The organism is Nocardia sp. NPDC127526, from assembly GCF_042672265.1.
Lineage (GTDB): Bacteria > Actinomycetota > Actinomycetes > Mycobacteriales > Mycobacteriaceae > Nocardia.
In genome coordinates this window covers 424,699-442,612 of the sequence record NZ_JBHXVO010000003.1, presented here as the reverse complement: position 1 = coordinate 442,612, position 17,914 = coordinate 424,699, and the positions used below count along the sequence as shown (strand labels likewise).

The 17,914-nt window shown below is 65.9% G+C and carries 16 protein-coding genes; 7 read left to right on the top strand and 9 right to left on the bottom strand.

The window, feature by feature from the left end; genetic code table 11:
• The first annotated feature begins 27 nt into the window (after positions 1-27).
• Complete coding sequence (locus ACFVIV_RS08205) at positions 28-1,656, top strand: cytochrome bc complex cytochrome b subunit (RefSeq protein WP_379194083.1); 1,629 nt, start codon at positions 28-30, stop codon at positions 1,654-1,656.
• Between the two features lie 77 nt (positions 1,657-1,733).
• Here the strand turns inward: ACFVIV_RS08205 and ACFVIV_RS08200 are convergent, their stop codons facing one another.
• Positions 1,734-1,943, bottom strand: coding sequence for a DUF397 domain-containing protein (locus ACFVIV_RS08200; protein ID WP_379194082.1), 210 nt, complete (start codon positions 1,941-1,943; stop codon positions 1,734-1,736).
• 392 nt (positions 1,944-2,335) lie between these two features.
• Between ACFVIV_RS08200 and ACFVIV_RS08195 the strand changes: the two genes are divergently transcribed.
• The 3 genes from ACFVIV_RS08195 to ACFVIV_RS08185 all read left to right on the top strand — a co-directional run bounded on the left by ACFVIV_RS08195 (position 2,336) and on the right by ACFVIV_RS08185 (position 4,694).
• Positions 2,336-2,830 (top strand): DUF309 domain-containing protein, encoded by a 495-nt coding sequence (locus ACFVIV_RS08195; protein ID WP_379194081.1) that lies wholly within the window; start codon positions 2,336-2,338, stop codon positions 2,828-2,830.
• A gap of 154 nt (positions 2,831-2,984) precedes the next feature.
• The gene (gene gluQRS / locus ACFVIV_RS08190) at positions 2,985-3,899 is read left to right on the top strand and encodes a tRNA glutamyl-Q(34) synthetase GluQRS (RefSeq protein ID WP_379194080.1); all 915 of its coding nucleotides are present in this window, start codon (positions 2,985-2,987) and stop codon (positions 3,897-3,899) included.
• Between the two features lie 57 nt (positions 3,900-3,956).
• Complete coding sequence (locus ACFVIV_RS08185; protein WP_379194079.1) at positions 3,957-4,694, top strand: RDD family protein; 738 nt, start codon at positions 3,957-3,959, stop codon at positions 4,692-4,694.
• Between the two features lie 96 nt (positions 4,695-4,790).
• On the opposite strand, the gene ACFVIV_RS08180 is transcribed toward ACFVIV_RS08185, so the two are convergent.
• A complete protein-coding gene (locus ACFVIV_RS08180; RefSeq protein WP_379194078.1) occupies positions 4,791-5,405 on the bottom strand; it encodes a DUF4190 domain-containing protein in 615 nt (204 codons plus the stop codon).
• Between the two features lie 49 nt (positions 5,406-5,454).
• On the opposite strand from ACFVIV_RS08180, the gene ACFVIV_RS08175 reads away from it, so the two are divergent.
• A complete protein-coding gene (locus ACFVIV_RS08175; RefSeq protein ID WP_379194077.1) occupies positions 5,455-6,228 on the top strand; it encodes a queuosine precursor transporter in 774 nt (257 codons plus the stop codon).
• A gap of 51 nt (positions 6,229-6,279) precedes the next feature.
• On the opposite strand, the gene tgt is transcribed toward ACFVIV_RS08175, so the two are convergent.
• The 5 genes from tgt to ACFVIV_RS08150 all read right to left on the bottom strand — a co-directional run bounded on the left by tgt (position 6,280) and on the right by ACFVIV_RS08150 (position 12,528).
• The gene (gene tgt / locus ACFVIV_RS08170; protein ID WP_379194076.1) at positions 6,280-7,527 is read right to left on the bottom strand and encodes a tRNA guanosine(34) transglycosylase Tgt; all 1,248 of its coding nucleotides are present in this window, start codon (positions 7,525-7,527) and stop codon (positions 6,280-6,282) included.
• Between the two features lie 72 nt (positions 7,528-7,599).
• A complete protein-coding gene (locus ACFVIV_RS08165; protein WP_379194075.1) occupies positions 7,600-9,567 on the bottom strand; it encodes an ABC transporter ATP-binding protein in 1,968 nt (655 codons plus the stop codon).
• Positions 9,564-11,297 carry an ABC transporter ATP-binding protein gene (locus tag ACFVIV_RS08160; protein WP_379194074.1) on the bottom strand — a complete coding sequence of 578 codons (1,734 nt, stop codon included), beginning with the start codon at positions 11,295-11,297 and terminating at the stop codon, positions 9,564-9,566. The genes ACFVIV_RS08165 and ACFVIV_RS08160 overlap by 4 nt, the downstream gene beginning before the upstream one ends.
• A 69-nt stretch (positions 11,298-11,366) precedes the next feature.
• Positions 11,367-11,903: an RrF2 family transcriptional regulator gene (locus tag ACFVIV_RS08155; protein WP_379194073.1), complete on the bottom strand. Its 537-nt coding sequence runs from the start codon at positions 11,901-11,903 to the stop codon at positions 11,367-11,369.
• Between the two features lie 37 nt (positions 11,904-11,940).
• Positions 11,941-12,528: a TetR/AcrR family transcriptional regulator gene (locus ACFVIV_RS08150; protein ID WP_379194072.1), complete on the bottom strand. Its 588-nt coding sequence runs from the start codon at positions 12,526-12,528 to the stop codon at positions 11,941-11,943.
• Positions 12,529-12,735: 207 nt separating this feature from the next.
• On the opposite strand from ACFVIV_RS08150, the gene ACFVIV_RS08145 reads away from it, so the two are divergent.
• Both ACFVIV_RS08145 and ACFVIV_RS08140 read left to right on the top strand, forming a co-directional pair.
• Entirely contained in the window at positions 12,736-15,039 is a 2,304-nt protein-coding gene (locus ACFVIV_RS08145; RefSeq protein ID WP_379194071.1) for an MMPL family transporter, read from the top strand.
• 183 nt (positions 15,040-15,222) lie between these two features.
• Entirely contained in the window at positions 15,223-15,681 is a 459-nt protein-coding gene (locus ACFVIV_RS08140) for a hypothetical protein (protein ID WP_379194070.1), read from the top strand.
• Between the two features lie 19 nt (positions 15,682-15,700).
• Here the strand turns inward: ACFVIV_RS08140 and ACFVIV_RS08135 are convergent, their stop codons facing one another.
• Together ACFVIV_RS08135 and hisC are read right to left on the bottom strand one after the other, a co-directional pair.
• Positions 15,701-16,198, bottom strand: a complete 498-nt coding sequence (locus tag ACFVIV_RS08135; RefSeq protein WP_379194069.1) for a hypothetical protein — start codon at positions 16,196-16,198, stop codon at positions 15,701-15,703.
• 490 nt (positions 16,199-16,688) lie between these two features.
• Complete coding sequence (gene hisC / locus ACFVIV_RS08130) at positions 16,689-17,768, bottom strand: histidinol-phosphate transaminase (protein ID WP_379194068.1); 1,080 nt, start codon at positions 17,766-17,768, stop codon at positions 16,689-16,691.
• Between the last annotated feature and the right edge of the window lie 146 nt (positions 17,769-17,914).

Below are 17,914 nucleotides of genomic sequence, written 5' to 3'. Positions count from 1 at the left end.
CACTCTCTGCGGGAGCGGGTGACCGCGATGGCAACCAGAAGTCGACTGGCCGAACAAGCCGATTCGGCGGATGAGCGGTATCAGGCCGCGAACTTCGTCAAAAGATCGATAAACAAGATCTTTCCGACCCATTGGTCGTTTCTGCTCGGCGAAATCGCGCTCTACAGCTTCATCATTCTGCTGCTCTCCGGCGTGTATCTGACGCTGTTCTTCGATCCCTCCATGACCGAGGTGATCTACAACGGGTCCTATCAGCCCCTGCGCGGGGTCACCATGTCCCGCTCCTACGAGACCGCCCTGGAGATCTCCTTCGACGTCCGCGGCGGACTGTTCGTGCGGCAGGTACACCATTGGGCCGCACTGCTGTTCACCGCCGCCATGATCGTGCACCTGTGCCGGGTGTTCTTCACCGGCGCCTTCCGCCGGCCCCGCGAGGCCAACTGGGTGATCGGCTCGATCCTGCTGATCATCGCCATGTTCGAGGGCTTCTTCGGCTATTCGCTGCCCGACGATCTGCTCTCCGGCACCGGGCTCCGCGCCGCCTTCGCCGGCATCACCATGGGCGCGCCGGTCATGGGCACCTGGCTGCACTGGCTCATGTTCGGCGGCGACTTCCCGGGCACCATCATCCTGCCCCGCCTCTACATCGCGCACGTGCTGCTGTTCCCGGGCATCATGCTGGCGCTCATCGCCGTGCACATCGCGCTGGTCTGGTACCAGAAGCACACCCAGTACCCGGGCCCCGGCCGCACCGAGCGCAATGTGATCGGCGCCCGCATCGTGCCGGTGTTCTCGCTGGACCAGGGTGCGTTCTTCGCCTTCACCCTCGGCGTCCTGGCCCTCATGGGCGGGCTGCTGCAGATCAATCCGATCTGGAATCTGGGGCCCTACAACCCCTCTCAGGTCTCCGCCGGCACCCAGCCGGACTTCTACCTCATGTGGACCGACGGCTTCCTGCGGCTCTTCCCGGCCTGGGAGCTCTACATCTTCGGGCACACGGTGCCGGGCGCGTTCGCGGTCGGCATTCTCATGCCGCTGATCTTCGTGCTGCTCATCGTGTATCCGTGGATCGAGAAACGCCTCACCGGCGATCGCGCCCACCACAATCTGCTGCAACGCCCGCGGGATGTGCCGGTGCGCACCGCCATCGGGGCCATGTCGCTGGCCTTCTACGTCATCCTCACCCTGGCCTGTGTCAACGACATCATCGCCCTGCAGTTCGACATCTCGCTCAATGCCACCACCTGGTTCTTCCGCATCGCCCTGCTGCTCGGGCCGCCGCTGGCCTACTTCGCCGCCTACCGGCTGTGCCTGGGCCTGCAGCGCAGCGACCGCGCCGTGCTCGAGCACGGCATCGAAACCGGTGTGGTGCGGCGGCTTCCGCACGGCGAGTACATCGAGCTGCATCAGCCGCTCGGGCCGGTGGACGAGCACGGGCACCCCGTTCCGCTGGAATATCAAGGGGCTCGCGTGCCCAAGAAGATGAACGAACTCGGCATCGCCGGCCGCCCGGGGACCGGCAGCTTCTTCATTGCCGACCCGCCCGCCGAGCGGGAGCAGAACCGGGTGGTCGAGCAGGAGGCGGAGCACCAGCAGCTGGCGGTGCTGCGCCGGGCGCAGGAGAACGGCCGCGTGGAGGGCAACGGCCACAAGTAGGCCCGCACCGTCTCCAGCGAAAAGCCCCGAGTCCACGTCGACTCGGGGCCCCTGTTTACAGTTCAGGCTCGTCTGGCTCAGGCTCGCTTGAACTCCCCATCGGATACGCCCGATACGAACGCATCCCACTCGCCAGGGGTGAACGCCAAGATCGGCCCGGTGCCGTGGTCCTTGCTGTCACGGACCGCGACATTGCCGCCTTTGAGAAACGCGACCTCTACGCAGTTACCGTTGGGGCCGCTGTATTTGCTCTTACGCCAAACCGCGCCTGTGTAATCAACGTTCACAGTACTAGCTCCTTTCTTGCGTCAAGCACGAGATCTTGCTGGCATCGATCTTGAAGGGGTTGGGATCCATGGAGATTCGCGGATCCGTCGTACGCCTCGGGCTGCACGCAACCTCCCCGTACAACCCACTCTCTGCACTTCACGGTGGGAATGCACCCCCGATGGCCGTTCCCGCGCTAAACACTAGCAGGGTTCGTCATAAGGAGATCGCATTCTTTCGTTTTCAATCAGCAAACATGCGGCAAGGTTAGCCAGCTAATTATTTGCACAAAAATAGCCGCAATTCGACGCGCATGGAATTTGAAAGTCGCAGAATTGTTGTCGGCCAATTAGCTGACCTTCCGGCAAACTCCGACCGGCCGGTCCGGGCTGACATCCGGGATCATGGAGCCATGACCGAGGATGCGCCGGACGCTATCGAGCGGGATCGTGACGAGACCGGGCGTGCCCGGAATGCCCGACCCCGTGACCGTTTTGGGCGACCTCTCCCATTCGGCAGTCCGGGTGTTGCTCGCATACCGGACGATTTGAATCTGTCACCTGAACAGACGCTCGAGTACGCTCAGCGCCTGCTCGATGACGGCCTGGCTTTCTTCGCGCACGAGGTATTGGAGGCAGCGTGGAAGAACGGGCCGTTCGCCGAAAGGATGCTATGGCAAGGGCTCGCGCAATACGCCGTTGGCCTGACCCACATTCAACGGGGTAATCCGAAGGGTGCAAGGACCCTACTCGAGCGCGCGGTGCACCGGCTCGAAGCCTTCGGGCCGGCTCCGTACGACATCGATTCCCCCGGTTTGACGGCCCATGCCCGCCGCATCCTGGCCGCTCTGGCCGGGGATGAGGCCATTCCGGAGATCGATCTGCGCCCCCGCCTGCGTATTCGCTGAACTCACAGACACGCTGTTACTTCACACCTTTTGTGTGAGACCGCAAGATTGCGAAGGAACTGCGCGGGTGCGAAGCGTGTGAACGTCCCACGCATCGGCTGCGGGTCCGGAGCCGCCGCTGTGCGTCCCGGGCCGCCGCCTAGCATGGGCGGACGTGAGTGGATACGGGCGTTTCGCACCCAGCCCGTCCGGCGACCTGCACCTCGGGAATCTGCGGACGGCGCTGCTGGCCTGGCTGTTCGCGCGGTCGACCGGACGCGGGTTCCGCATGCGCATCGAGGATCTGGACCGCGTCAAAGCCGGCGCGGCCGAGCGGCAACTGGCGGATCTCGCCGCCATCGGGCTGGACTGGGACCCGCTGGTGGTGCGGCAATCCGAGCGCCTCGACCTGTACAGGGCGGCGATCGAGCGGCTGACCGCCGCCGGGCTCACCTACGAATGCTTCTGCACCCGACGGGAAATCCAGCAGGCCGCCACCGCGCCGCACGGACCCATGGGCGCGTATCCGGGCACCTGCCGCGACCTCAGCGAATCCGAACGCGCCGAACGCCGCGCCGCGGGACGACCGGCCGCGCTCCGCTTGCGGGCCGCGGTCACCGGCTTCGCCATCACCGACGAGCTGCACGGCGACTATTACGGCGCGGTCGACGATCTGGTGCTGCGCCGCGGCGACGGCCTGCCCGCCTACAACCTCGCGGTCGTGGTGGACGACGCCGATCAGGGCATCGACCAGGTGGTGCGCGGTGACGATCTGCTGCCCTCGACCCCGCGTCAGGCCTATCTCGCCACGCTGCTCGGCCTGCCGATCCCGCGGTACGCCCATGTGCCGCTGGCACTCAATACCGCCGGGCAGCGGCTGGCCAAGCGCGACGGCGCGGTCACCCTGCGCGATCGGATCGCACTGGGCGAGACGCCCGCCCAGGTGTTCGCGCTGCTGGCGGATTCGCTGGGCTATCCCGCCGTTACGACCCCGGCGGAGTTGCTCGCGCGATTCCGGCCGGAAAATCTGCCGCGCGAACCGTGGACACTCGATCCCAACGGCTTGTTGCAACCCAGCTCGTATCCGTAACGTACGCACTCGACCAGATCCCGATACGAACCACTTCCGAACGAGGACGGCGACACCATGACAAGCGGTGGGTACGACCCCAACCAGTATCCGCAGGGCGGCCAGCCGTACGGGCAGCAGCCGTACCCGCAGGGTGGCCAGCCCGGCCAGCCGTACGGACAGCAGCAGCCCTACGGTCAGCAGTCCGATCCGTACGGGCAGCAGCCGCAGCAGCCGTACGGACAGCAGCCCTACGGCCAGTCCGATCCGTACGCCCAGCAGCAGCCGCAGTTCGGTCAGCAGCCGGGCTACGGCCAGCAGCAGCCCTACCAGCCCTTCCCCAATCAGCCCGGCGGCTACGGTGCGCCCGGCTTCGGCGGCGGCGCGCAGCCCGGTGATCTGTGGACCCGCTTCGGCGCCCGCATCATCGACTTCCTGATCGCCGGCATTCCGGCCAGCATCGTCAGCTGGTTCGTCCAGTCGGCGATCGGGGGCATCGTCGGCAGCATCATCGGCGCCGTCCTCACCTACGGCATCATCACCGCCTACTTCGTGGCGATGGAGACCTCGCAGGGCACCACCCTCGGCAAGAAGCTGCTCGGCCTGCGCATCGTGGCGCCGGGCGGCGCGGCCAAGCTGGACCCGAAGCAGTCGATCATGCGGAACCTGTTCGTCCCGATCGGCATGGTCTACTGCATCGGCAACCTGGTGAGCCTCGGCATGATGATCTACATCGCCGTCACCATCGAGCAGGACCCGAACAAGCAGGGCTGGCACGACAAGCTGGCCGGCGGCACCCAGGTCATCAAGGGCTGATTCGTTCGGATTCGATAGCGAAAACTGAAGCGGGGCACATCCTTTCGGATGTGCCCCGCTTTCGTCTTTCCGACCGCGAACTATCCGGCGCCGCGGCTAGCCGCCGCTGATGAGGGCCGCACCGACGAACAGCCACAGCACCACGCCGATCGCCAGACCGGCCGCGCCCACCCAGATACCGCCCAGGGCCAGGCCCTTGCCGTCCTGACCGGACTGCTTCACCTGATTCAGCCCCACCACCCCGAGAATCAGGCCCACCAGCGAGCCGATCGGCAGGAAGCAGAACAGCATGGTGCTCAAACCCAGGATCGACACGATCAACGAGGCGATGGCCATGCCATTGGTGCCCATGGGCTGCTGCGCATAGCCGTAGGGCTGATACCCGCTCGGCTGCGGATACGCGCCCTGCTGCGGATAACCCGGGGTTTGGTAACCGCCGGAATTCTGGCCGTACGCGGGCGCGGGTGCGGGCGGCGGATATCCGCCCGCCGGATTCTGCTGCACCGGATTCGGTTGCGACGGCGGATAATTCGGGTACTGCTGCGGCGGCGGAGTATAGGACTGCTGCTTGTGCAGATCCGGCGCGGAGGAATAACCCGCCGGCGGCGGGGTCGGCTGGATCGGATTCGATCCGGAGGACGGGGAATCCGGCGAGACGCCTTCACCGCCGTACTGCTTCCACCACTCGTCGGAGTCCCCGGGATTCGTCATTGGACCAGCCTATTCCACCCGGCAACGACACGGGTATCCTGTTCTCTTCGTGAGTGATGCACTATCTAAGGCGGATACCGCCGAATCTGGACGCCCCGCCACCGAACACGCGGCATTCGCGAAGGCGGCGGGGGGCTACTACACACCGGTCGTGGCCCTGTTCACGGCAGTACTGATCATTTCGAATATCTGCGCCACCAAGGGCGTTCAATTCTTCACCGATCAATCACTGAAAATCGGGCCGGTCGAGGTCCTGCCATTGACCCTCGACGGCGCGTTCTTCCTGTTCCCGCTGGCCTACATCATCGGCGACGTGCTCAGCGAGATCTACGGCTTCAAGGCCGCTCGCCGGGCCATCTACACCGGCTTCGCCATGCTGGTGCTGATGCTGGGCTGCTTCTACATCGCCATCCAGCTGCCGGCGGCCTCGTTCTATCCGAACCAGCAGGCCTTCAGCGATGTGCTCGGCACCACCTGGCAATTGGTGCTCGCGGGCCTGGCGGGCTATTTCGTGGGCGAGATGCTGAACTCGGCCACGCTGGTCGCCATCAAGGAGCGGACCAAGGAGAAGCACCTGTGGGCGCGGCTCATCGGGTCCACGGTGGTCGGCGAATTCGGCGACACGCTGATCTTCTGCTCCATCGCGGCCACGGCCATCGGCATCAACTCCTGGGGAGCGTTCGTCAACTACGTGGTCGTCGGCTTCGTCTGGAAGACGCTCGCGGAGGTGCTGGTGCTGCCCATCACCTACCGGGTCATCGCGTTCCTGAAGCAGCGCGAACCCAGCTACGCGCCGGTCGAGGCGCCCGCGCTGCGGAGCTGACCGCTCGGGTGTGGGGACCTCGCCGGGTCCTCACACCCGATGCCGTCGGCCTCAGAGGCCGGGAGCCTTGATCCGGCCCTTCCACTGGCCCAGGAACTCGGTCTTGTAGTCGTCGAAGTACCCGCCGTCGATGCTCTCGCGAATGCGGTCGACCAGGCGCACGGTGAAGCGCTCGTTGTGAATCGTGCACAGGGTCGACGCCAGCATCTCCTTCGCCTTGAACAGGTGATGCAGGTAGGCGCGGGTGTAGTGCTGACAGGTGTAGCAGTCGCAGGTCTCGTCGATGGGCGTGAAATCGCGCTTGAACCGGGCCTGATCGATATTGAAGCGGCCGGCGTCGACATAGATGGCGGCATTGCGCGCCACCCGTGAGGGATTCACGCAGTCGAAGGTGTCGGCGCCGTTCTCGACGGCGACGAAGACGTCCTCCGGTTCGCTGATGCCGAGCATGTGCCGCGGCTTGTGCTCGGGCAGCTCGTCGCAGCACCAGCCGACAATGGTGCCCAGATTGTGCTTCTCCAGCGCACCGCCGATGCCGTAGCCGTCGAATTCCGTTCCGGCCGTGCCGCGCAGCGCTTCCAGATCACGACAGGCCTTGCGGCGCAGGTCTTCGTACTGCGCGCCTTGGATCACGCCGAACAGCGCCTGATACGGGCGATGCGAGCGGGCCTCGGTCAACCGCTCGTGCTCGTCGAGGCAGCGCTGCGCCCAGCGGCGCGTGCGCTCCAGCGATTCCTCTTGGTAGCCACGGGTGTTCAGCAGCGTGGTGAGCTCATCGAAGGCGAACATGATGTCCGCGCCCAGCTGATGCTGGATGCCCATGGACACCTCGGGCGTGAAGCGGTGCTTCGACCCGTCCAGATGCGAGCGGAAGGTGACGCCGTCCTCGTCCACATGGGCGAGGCGCTCCTTGCCCTTGGCGATCACATCGTCGTTCTGCACGCCGACGGCCTCCATGGCCAGGACCTTCTTGAAGCCCACGCCCAGCGACATGACCTGGAAGCCGCCGCTGTCGGTGAAGGTCGGGCCGGGCCAGTTCATGAACTTGGACAGCCCGCCCGCCTCGTCCACGATGTCGGGACCCGGCTGCAGGTACAGGTGATACGCGTTGGCCAGCAGGGCCTGCGAACCCAATTCCTTCATGGTCTCCGGCAGCACCGCTTTCACGGTCGCCTTGGTCCCCACCGGGATGAACGCCGGGGTGGCGATATCACCGTGCGGGGTGCTGATCAGACCGGAGCGGCCGTGCCGGCCGTTGTCGAGCCTGGTACCGACCTTGAAGGAGAATTCAGCAGACACGACCTCCATCCTCCCAGGTAGGACAACTCTCGTAACTCTCAGGGGCTTCGCCCCTGAAACCCCAACGGCGTGCTAGCCGCCGGTCTTGGTCAGTTCGACGGCGTCGGGATCCTCGTCGTCCGCGTCCAGGGCGGCGGCGAACTGGGCCCGGTAGAGGTTGTAGTACGGGCCGTGGGCGGCGAGCAGTTGCGCGTGGGTGCCCTGTTCGACGATGCGGCCCTTCTCCATGACCACGATGGTGTCGGCATCGCGGATCGTCGAGAGGCGGTGCGCGATGACGAAACTGGTGCGATCCCGGCGCAGCGCGGCCATGGCGTGCTGGACCAGGAGTTCGGTACGGGTGTCGACCGAGCTGGTGGCCTCGTCCAGGATCAGGATGGACGGCTTGGCCAGGAAGGCGCGGGCAATGGTGATGAGCTGCTTCTCACCGGCGCTCACGCCGGAGCCCTCTTCGTCGATGACGGTGTCGTAGCCGTGCGGCAGCGCGTGCACGAACCGGTCCACATAGGCGGCGCGGGCCGCCTCGAGGATCTCCTCCTCGGAGGCGTTCGGGTTGCCGTAGGCGATGTTCTCGCGAATGGTGCCGCCGAACAGCCAGGTGTCCTGCAGCACCATGCCCATCCGGGCGCGCAGCCGGTCGCGGGTGATGCGGGTGATGTCGACGTCGTCGATGGTGATCGCGCCCGCGTCCACCTCGTAGAAGCGCATGAGCAGGTTGACCAGGGTGGTCTTGCCCGCACCGGTCGGGCCGACGATGGCGACCACGTGACCGGGTTCGGCGACCAGCGAGAGCTCCTCGATGATCGGGGTGTCGGGCTCGTAGCGGAAGGACACCCGCTCGAAGGCGACGCGGCCGCGGTCCACTGGACGGGAGTCCTCGACCTCCGGATCGGGGATCTGCTCGTCGGCGTCCAGGATCTCGAAAATCCGCTCCGCCGAGGCGACTCCGGATTGCAGCAGGTTGATCACGGAGCCGATCTGGGTGAGCGGCTGGGTGAAACCGCGCGAGTACTGGATGAACGCCTGCACCTCGCCCAGCGACAGCTGACCCGAGGCCACCCGCAGCCCGCCCACCACGGCGATCAGCACATAGTTCAGGTTCCCCAGGAACATGATGGCGGGCATGATCAGACCGGAGATGAACTGCGATTTGAACGAGGCTTGGTACAGCTGCTCATTGGTCTCGTCGAAGCGCTCGCCGACCTCGCGGCCGCGGCCGAAGGCGGTCACCACCTCGTGGCCGGTGAAGGCCTCCTCGACCTGAGCGTTGACCTCGCCGGTGGTCTTCCACTGATCCACGAAATGCGGTTTGGAGCGTTTGGCGATCTGCGCGGTGACGACGATCGCCAACGGCACGGTGAGCAGGGCGATCAGCGCCAGCATGGGCGAGATCCAGAACATCATGCCCAGGGTGCCGAAAACCGTCAGCACCGAGATGAGCAGCTGGCTCAGGGTCTGGTTCAGCGACTGCGCCATATTGTCGACGTCATTGGTGACGCGGGAGAGCACATCGCCGCGCGCCTGAGAGTCGAAGTAGCTCAAGGGAAGTCGATGGATCTTGGCTTCGATCTCATTGCGCAGCCGCATGACGGTGCGGTTGATGACGATATTGAGCAGGTAGGACCCGAGCCAGCCGAAGACCGAGGCGGCGACATAGAGCGCGAGCACCAGGGCCAGCACCCGGCCGACGGCAGAGAAGTCCACGCCGACACCGGGAATCACGTCCATGCTGGCGAGCATGTCGGCGAAGGTGTTGTCGCCGGCGGCGCGCAGGGCCGCGACGGCGTCCTCCTTGGTGGTGCCCGGCGGCAGCGACTGGCCGATCTCCTTGCCGACCACGCCGTTGAAGATGAGATTGGTGGCGTCGCCGAGCAGCTGCGGGCCCAGGGTGTTGAGCACCACCGAGACGACGGCCAGCGCGAAAACAATGGTCAGGAACAGGCGTTCGGGCGCCAGCCGGCGTAGTAGGCGCTTCAGGGACGGACCGAAGGACTTGGCCTTCGCATCCGGCGCGCCGGGATTCGGTGCTCCGGGCCTCATCGAACCTCCTCCGCGCTGAACTGCGACTCCACGATTTCCCGATACTCGGGGCAGTCCCGCAGCAGTTGGTCATGGGTGCCGATCCCGGCCATCGCGCCGTCCTCCAGCACCACGATCTGGTCGGCGTCGCGGATGGTCGAGATGCGTTGCGCGACAATGATGACCGCGGCATTCGCGGTCTCCGGAGCCAGGGCCTCGCGGACCCGGGCGTCGGTGGCGACGTCCAGGGCGGAGAAGCAGTCGTCGAACAGGTAGACCCGCGGTTTGCGCACCAGGGCGCGGGCAATGGCCAGGCGCTGGCGCTGACCGCCCGAGACGGTCGTACCGCCTTGTGCGACAGGGGTTTCCAGGCCCTGCGGCATCTCGCGCACGAAATCCGCGGCCTGGGCGACCTCCAACGCCGCCCAGAGCTCCGCATCGGTCGCGTCCGGCTTGCCGTAGCGCAGGTTCGAGGCGATCGTGCCGGAGAACAGGTAGGCCTTCTGCGGTACCAGGCCGATCCGATTGCGCAGCAGTTCCAGATCCAGGTGCCGCACATCGGTGCCGCCCACCGAGACCGCGCCGTCGGTCACATCGATGAGCCGCGGGACCAGGTTGATCAGCGTGGTCTTGCCCGAACCGGTGGAGCCCACGACGGCGGTGGTGGTGCCCGGCTCCACCCGGAACCGGATCCCCTGCAGCACCGGCTTTTCCGCGCCCGGGAACTTGAATTCGGCGAAGGCGAAGTCCACCGAGGCCGGATCGCCGGCGAACTCCTGGGGCTGGCGCGGCGGCTGCACCGAGGTCTCGGTGTCCAGCACCGCGCTGATCCGCTCGCCCGACACCGCGGCGCGCGGGGCCATCATGGCCAGGAACGAGGCCATCATGACCGCGGTCAGGATCTGCAGGATGTAGGACAGCATGGCGGTGAGCGAGCCGACCTGCATGGTCCCGTCGTCGACCAGGTGCCCGCCGAACCAGATCACGCCGACCGCGGTCACATTGGAGATCAGCATGACCAGCGGGAACATCAGCGCCATATAGCGGCCGACGTACAGCGAGGTCTCGGTCAGCTCCTTGTTGGCGACGCCGAAGCGCCAGGTCTCCTGCCGCTCCCGCACGAAGGCGCGGACCACGCGGATGCCCGTGATCTGTTCGCGCAGTACGCGGTTCACGCTGTCGATGTGCTCCTGCATCTTCCGGAAGCCGGGCACCATGCGGGTGATGATGAAGGCCATCGACAGCCCCAGCGCCGGCACCGCGATGAGCAGCAGCCAGGACAGGCCCAGATCCTCGCGCAGCGCCATGATGATGCCGCCCACGCACATGATCGGGGCCATCACCAGGATGGTCGCGCTCATGAGGATGAGCAGCTGCACCTGTTGCACGTCATTGGTATTGCGCGTGATGAGCGACGGCGCGCCGAACATGCCGACCTCGCGCGCGGAGAAGGTGCTCACCCGGTGCAGCAGCGCGGCCCGCATATCGCGTCCGGCGCCCATGGCCGCCTGCGCGCCCAGGTACACCGAGGCGGACTGGGCCAGGATCTGCACGGCGGTGATGGCGAGCATCCAGCCGCCGGTGGTCCAGATGTAGCCGATATCGCCCTTGGTGATGCCGTCGTCGATGATGTCGGCATTCAGGCTGGGCAGGTAGAGCATGGCGATGACCGCGATCAGCTGAAGCACTACGACCCCGGCCAGCTGGGTGCGGTAGGGCGCCAAGAAGGTGCGGAGAAGTCTGATCAACATGATGTTGGCAGGCTACCGCCTGGCCGATGGGGTCGCCGGAACGTTTTCGATTCACATGTCCGGCTTGTTCTAGATGTCGGATTGATCCAGATCTCGCCACTCGGTGGCGGGATTGCTCTCGTAGACCTCGGCCGGACCGTTCACCGGGCGAGCGCGACGGGTCCAGGCATCCGGATCGTGCAGCAACTCGTCCAGGAAGGGCGGCAGCAGATCATTGGCGATATCGGCGATGGTCACCCGCTCGAGCACCGCTCGGATATTCACCCGCAGGCCGATCCACACCCGCTGCAACGGCTCGGCCGCGCCCGTATAGGCGACATCCTCCGGGCGCTGCCCGCGCACCGAGGCGAGCGGGCCCTCCACGGTGCGAATGACATCCGCGATGCTGATCTGCCCCGCGGGCCGGGCCAGCCGGTAACCGCCGTCCGGGCCGCGGCGGCTGGTGACCAATCCGCCCTTGCGCAGATCCGCCGCCACCGATTCCAGCACCTTCGGCGGAATGTCCTGCGCGAGCACAATGGCATCGGCCTTCACCGAATCCTGTTGCGCCTTGGCGATTTCGACCAGCGTGCGCACCGCGTAATCGACTTTCGCGGTGATGTGCACGGGTTACTCCTGATCTCGTGGTCGGCGAAGCGAAACTTTATCGCCTCGGATTCAGCACGCCGAGCGCGGATTCCAGCAACACGCTTTCGATGAGTTCCTCGGAGGCGTCGGGCACCGCCTCCTGCGACATGAAAGCCACGCTGAGCACCTGCATCGCCGCCGCGGCGCGCATGATCGCCTCATCGTCGGCATCCGGGCCGGCCAGCCATTCGACCATGCGGTGATGCAGATCGATCATGTCCGGATAGCGGTTGCCGAGGGCATTGACGATGGCGACGGTATCGCGCATGCACAGCACGCCGGCGGTGCGGTGGCCGAGCATGTCGTGCAGATGATCGTGCAATACCTCGCGCACGGCTTCCGGTGAATGGGGCTTGCCCTCCAGGCTTTCCACCGTCGCGCGCATGCCGTCGAAGATCGGCTCGATGATGGCGACCAGCAGATCGACCTTGGAAGCGTAGTGATAGTAGAGCGAAGCCTTTGTGATTCCCACCGCATCGGCGACCTCGCGGAGGCTGCTCTGCTCGAAACCTTTGCTGGTAAATAACCGGATGGCGGCGTCACGAATCGCGTCCTTGGTGCTTCTACCTGCGACAACGGTCTCCGAGACGGCATGTCCACCCATGATCCCATCCTTTCACCTCGCGTCGCGGTGCGAGTAACGCCGGAAAAATTGAGGTTGTTCCTCCACTTTCCGGGTCGGTAGTCTACCTACCGCACGGTAGGCAGATTTATCACGTGGAGGCGGACAGAGCCGGGCAGGGGCTCCCGCGGCAATTGCTGCCTACGCGCCCAAAGCAAAGCCTCGAGAAATAACGCCAGGAGACCCCTCGTGTCCGTATATCTCTATCGGTGGGGCAAGTTCGCCTTCCGCCGCAAGTGGATCGTCTTACCAGTCTGGCTCCTGCTGTTCATGCTGCTCGGCGGCCTGGGCGCACAGCTCAAGGAGCCCATGAGCAATGACTTCAGCATGCCCGAGCTGCCGTCCGCGCGTGCCAACGAGATTCTCGACAAGCACTTCCCCGGTGCGTCGGAAGCCTTCAAATTCGAGGCCGTCACCGGCACCTACGTCATCGCGGCTCCCGAGGGGAAGCTGACCGATGAGAAGAACAAGAAGGCCATCGACGCCCTCATCGTCAAGCTCGGTGAACTCGGCATCGTCGACCACAGCAAGCCGCTGGTCAATCCGGTCGACATCGCCGACAAGATGGGCTGCCTCGGCGCCGATCGCGATGTCTCCAAATGCTCCGAGGCGCCGCTGAACGTGCTGGGCAAGACCGATCCCGACTCGGTCGCGGTGCTCAATGTGCCGTTCACCATTGCCAACTTCACCGATATCAAGGCCGAGGATCGCAAGGCGGCCTACGACATCGCCAATGTCGCCCGCGACGCCGGGCTGACCGTGGAGATGAGCGGCTCCATCGCCACCGAGCAGGAGCAGCCCAGCGGTAAGGCCGAGCTGATCGGCATGGCGGTGGCGCTGGTCGTCATGATGGTGGCCTTCGGCGCCATCGTCGCGGCCTTCGTTCCGATCGTCACCGCCATCGTGGGCCTGGGCGCGGCCACCTCGGTGATCTTCCTCGGGACCTCTGTCATCGAGGTGCCCAGCTTCACCACCTTCCTGGCCTCCATGATCGGCATCGCGCTGTCCATCGACTACGCGTTGTTCATCGTGTCGCGGTACAAATCCGAACTGTCCGTTCAGGATTCGCCCGAAGAGGCGGCCGGTGTCGCGCTCGGCACCGCGGGCTCGGCGGTGGTGTTCGCCGGTCTGACCGTGATCATCGCGCTGGTCGGGCTGAGCATCGTCGGCGTGGAATTCCTGACCTTCCTGGGGCTGGGCGGCGCCATTGCGGCCGCCTTCGCCGTGCTCACCGCCATCACGCTGATGCCGGCGCTGATGGGCGCGCTCGGCCGGTTCCTGTTCAAGCCGAAGCTGCCGCTGGTCGCCAAGCACGATCCCGAGGACGACACCTCGGTCACCAATGGCGAGCGCTTCGCCCGCCTCATCGGCAAGGCGCCCGCGGTGACCCTGCTGCTGAGCGTGCTGGTGCTCGGCGCGCTCGCCGCGCCCGCCGCCGGTCTGGAGCTGGGCCTGCCCGGCGAGGACGCCATGCCCAAGACGTCCACGGTCCGCAAGGCGTACGAGCTGCGCACCGCGGGCTTCGGCGAGGGCAGCAATGGCGTGCTCATGGTCGCCACCGACCTGAGCGGCGTCGCCGCGGATCGTCGCGAGGAAGCGGCCAATGCGCTGCGCGAGGAGCTCGCCTCCTATCCGGGCATGGATTACGTGACCGCGCCGGTGTTCAGCGAGGACGGCCAGGGCGCCATGCTCAATGCCGTGCCCGAGTCCGGGCCGAACAACCAGGCCACCAAGGATCTGGTGCGCGACGCCCGCGACGCCGAGGGCAAGCTGAAGTCCGAGTACGGCATCGAGTACGGAATCACCGGCACCACAGCCATTTACGCGGATGTGGACCACGCCCTGCTCAGCAAGATCGTGCCCTACCTGGCGATCGTCGCCGGCGCCGCGTTCATCCTGCTGATCCTGGTGTTCCGGTCGATCCTGGTGCCGCTGACCGCCGCCCTGGGCTTCCTGCTCTCCATGGCGGCCACCTTCGGCGCGACGGTGCTGATCTTCCAGAAGGGCACCTTCGGCCTGATCGACGATCCGCGCCCGCTGGTCAGCTTCCTGCCGATCATGTTGATCGGCTTGGTCTTCGGCCTGGCCATGGATTACCAGGTGTTCCTGGTGACCCGCATGCGCGAGGAGTTCGTGCGCGGCAAGTCCGCCAAGCACGCCATGATGAGCGGCTACCATCACGGCGCCCGCGTCGTGACCTCCGCGGCCATCATCATGATCTCCGTCTTCGGGTCCTTCCTGCTGGAATCCGACGCCACCGCCAAGTCCTTCGGCTTCGCCCTCGCGGCCGGCGTCCTGCTCGACGCCTTCCTCGTCCGCATGGTCCTCATCCCATCCCTGCTCGTCCTGATGGGTCCCTGGTCCTGGTGGATGCCGAAGTGGCTGGACCGCATCCTCCCCGATATCGACGTGGAGGGCACGAAGCTGCGCGAACTCCAAGCGGCCTCGGCGCCTGTCGACATGTCCAAGAAGGAACCGGTCAGCGTCGGCTGACCGGGCACGAATGACGATCGCCCCCATCTGCTCCGGGTGGGGGCGATCGCGTTTCCTGCGCCGGGTGGGGGCGATCGTCTTCGGCGGCGCGCGGCGGGCGATCGTCATTCGCAGCGCGTACGATCTTCTGAGCTCAGCTGTTGGCACACGATCGGACCATCCGACCCCCGAGGAGCCACCATCATGAAGCTCTCCCCCACCCGGCCGACCCTCACCACCGCGGCCGCCGCCCTCCTCCTGGCTCTCTCCCAGGGCACGGCCTCGGCCTACGTAGGCGGCCCCACCGTCCTGTACACCGGCAACCAAGGCCCCGTCATGGGCTGCGCCCACAAGGTCGGCGTCAGCATCCCCAACCGCGACGTGGCCTCGGCAACGATCTGGATCGACGGCGCCCCCTTCGCAGTCCTCCCCGACCCATCCCCCGAAGGCGGCCCCAACGGCGGCTACGCCTCCTGGACCCCCACCCGCCTCGGCTGGCACGCCCTCGACGTCGTCTACTCCCCGCCCGGCGGCCCCGAAGAATCCGGCCACCTCGACATCGAAGTCCACCGAGTAGGCATCAACGCCGGCAGCTCCTGCATAGCCAACGGCTTCCCCCTCCCGATAGACCCGAGCACGGGAACCCTGGCCCCATTCCTCTGATCGGACCAGGGCCTGTCCGCTACAGGAAGTACTCGGCGGAACGCGAACTCCACAACTGGATCACCGCGGCCAGCCCGATCAACACGATCGCCGCATTGATGACCACCCCGATCGCGTCCGTAGGCCCGAGCACACCCAAGACCGCCAGCGCCACGAAGAAGGCGTTGATCCCGAAGAAGACCGTCCCCGTAACCCTGGCCCAGTTCTTCCCCGCCCGGCAAGCGAAGGCGATCCAGAGCCAAAGCACCACGGACACACCGGTCCCGATCAGCGCACCGACAAACGACCCGGTCACCAGCGAATCAAGTTCAGCTTCACCGATGCCGGGATTCGCCAACCGCAAATCCTCGCGCACCTCGTCATACTGCGTGGCCAGCCACACCGTCTGAAGCACGGTAGCCACCCCTCCCCCGACCATCAGATAAAAAGCATTCCGCACGGTATCCGGAACCGGCGATACAACCGGCGTATACGGCTCATACCGACCCGGATACGGTTCAGGCTGCGGATAATTCACAGGGCCCCCCTTCCCTCAGATATCTCCACGGTACCCCCGCGAACGGGACCAACCACCCCGTCCCCCCACGCCCAGGCCGCAATCAGAAAGTCGCCGACCGGGCACCGGTGGCGGCATTTCCCGAGAAGCCCCCGCCACCAGTTCCATGCCCGCGCCGCCGCAAGCCGAAACCACACTTGGACACACTGTTTCAACGCATTCGCGTACTCGCCGTACGCCGCCAACCGCTTGTCATCCCACCGCGCATCCCGACTCCGCCGCCACTTCGCCCGCTCGGTCAACGTCGTTGCGGCAAACGTCGATCCAGCACCCAGGACCACCGCGCCGAGCGTAAGCAGTTGCTGCACAACTGGATTCACCAATCGAGTATCAGCGAGACCAAAGCGCTCGGAGACACGATCAGAAAAGCCGGCGACCGGGAACTGGTGGCGGCATTTCGCGAGAAGCCCCGGCCACCAGTTCCCGGTCGAGGTCGTTTCAGAGGGTGGGCTCAGTTCAGGAAGCGTGCGACTGTGGCCGGGGCCGTGGCGAAGGCGAGGAATTGGTCGTTCTCGTGGGGGTCGCCGGCGGTGATGCGGACGCCGTCGGCGCCGTAGGGGCGGACGAGGACGCCGGCTTCGGCGCTGGCTTCGCCGTATTCGAGGCTGCGATCGCCGAGGGGGAGCCAGATGAAGTTGGTTTGGCTCGGGGGGACGGTGTAGCCGGCGTCGAGGAGGGCGGTGCGCATGCGGTCGCGTTCGGCGATTACGGCGTCGGTGCGTTCGAGGAGTTCGTGGCGGGCCTCGAGGGAGGCGATGGCGGCGGCCTGGGCGACTTTGTTGACGCTGAAGGGGATGTGGACCTTCATGAGGGCGGTGATGACGTCGGGGGCGCCTACGGCGTAGCCGACGCGCAGGCCCGCCAGGCCGTAGGCCTTCGAGAAGGTGCGCAGGACAACGACGTTGGGGCGGTTGCGGCCGATTTCGATGCCGTTGGGGTGTTCGCCGGCGGGGAGGCGGAGGTATTCGTAGTAGGCCTCGTCCAGGACGACCAGAACATTGGCCGGGACGGCGTCGAGGAAGCGGGTGATCTCGGCTTCGGTGCGGGCGGTACCGGTCGGGTTGTTCGGGTTGCAGACGAAGACGAGGCGGGTGTTCGGGGTGATCGCCGCCGCGAGTGCGTCCAGGTCGTGGGTGAATTCACTGTCCAGCGGCACGGTGACGGCCTTGGCGCCGCCGACCTGGGTGACGATCGGATAGGCCTCGAAGGAGCGCCAGGCGAACAGCACCTCGTCGGCCGGTGCGAGACAGGTGATCTGCACCAGCTCTTGGCACAGCGCCACGCTGCCGCAGCCGACGGTCACGTTCTCCAGCCCCACGCCATTGAAATCCGCTAGGGCCGTGCGCAATTCGATTGCCGCATTGTCGGGGTACCGGTTGACGGTCTCCGCGGCCTCCGCGATCGCCTTGGCCACCGACGGCAGCGGCGGGAAGGTGGTCTCGTTGCTGGCCAGCTTGACCGCGCCGGGGTGGCTGCGGCCGGCCACGTACGCGGGGATGGCATCCAGGTCCGGTCGAATGTGCGCACTCACCCCTCCACCCTAGGTGGAACCGGGCAGTTGGATGCTGGGTGGTGTCACCGGGTTTGCCGAAAGTGGACGCGGCATCGGAAAGTTTCCGGGAGCGGCCGGAAAATCTCCGGAACGAGATCACCTCCGAAAAGATTTATCCCGACTTT

Bases quoted from the DNA above. Each gene is read 5' to 3' on its own strand.
- ACFVIV_RS08205 (WP_379194083.1), top strand. From the start codon at position 28: ATGGCAACCAGAAGTCGACTGGCCGAACAAGCCGATTCGGCGGATGAG.
- ACFVIV_RS08185 (WP_379194079.1), top strand. From the start codon at position 3,957: ATGACAAGCGGTGGGTACGACCCCAACCAGTATCCGCAGGGCGGCCAG.
- ACFVIV_RS08195 (WP_379194081.1), top strand. From the start codon at position 2,336: ATGACCGAGGATGCGCCGGACGCTATCGAGCGGGATCGTGACGAGACC.
- ACFVIV_RS08180 (WP_379194078.1), bottom strand. From the start codon at position 5,405: ATGACGAATCCCGGGGACTCCGACGAGTGGTGGAAGCAGTACGGCGGT.
- ACFVIV_RS08160 (WP_379194074.1), bottom strand. From the start codon at position 11,297: ATGTTGATCAGACTTCTCCGCACCTTCTTGGCGCCCTACCGCACCCAG.
- ACFVIV_RS08150 (WP_379194072.1), bottom strand. From the start codon at position 12,528: ATGGGTGGACATGCCGTCTCGGAGACCGTTGTCGCAGGTAGAAGCACC.
- ACFVIV_RS08140 (WP_379194070.1), top strand. From the start codon at position 15,223: ATGAAGCTCTCCCCCACCCGGCCGACCCTCACCACCGCGGCCGCCGCC.
- ACFVIV_RS08165 (WP_379194075.1), bottom strand. From the start codon at position 9,567: ATGAGGCCCGGAGCACCGAATCCCGGCGCGCCGGATGCGAAGGCCAAG.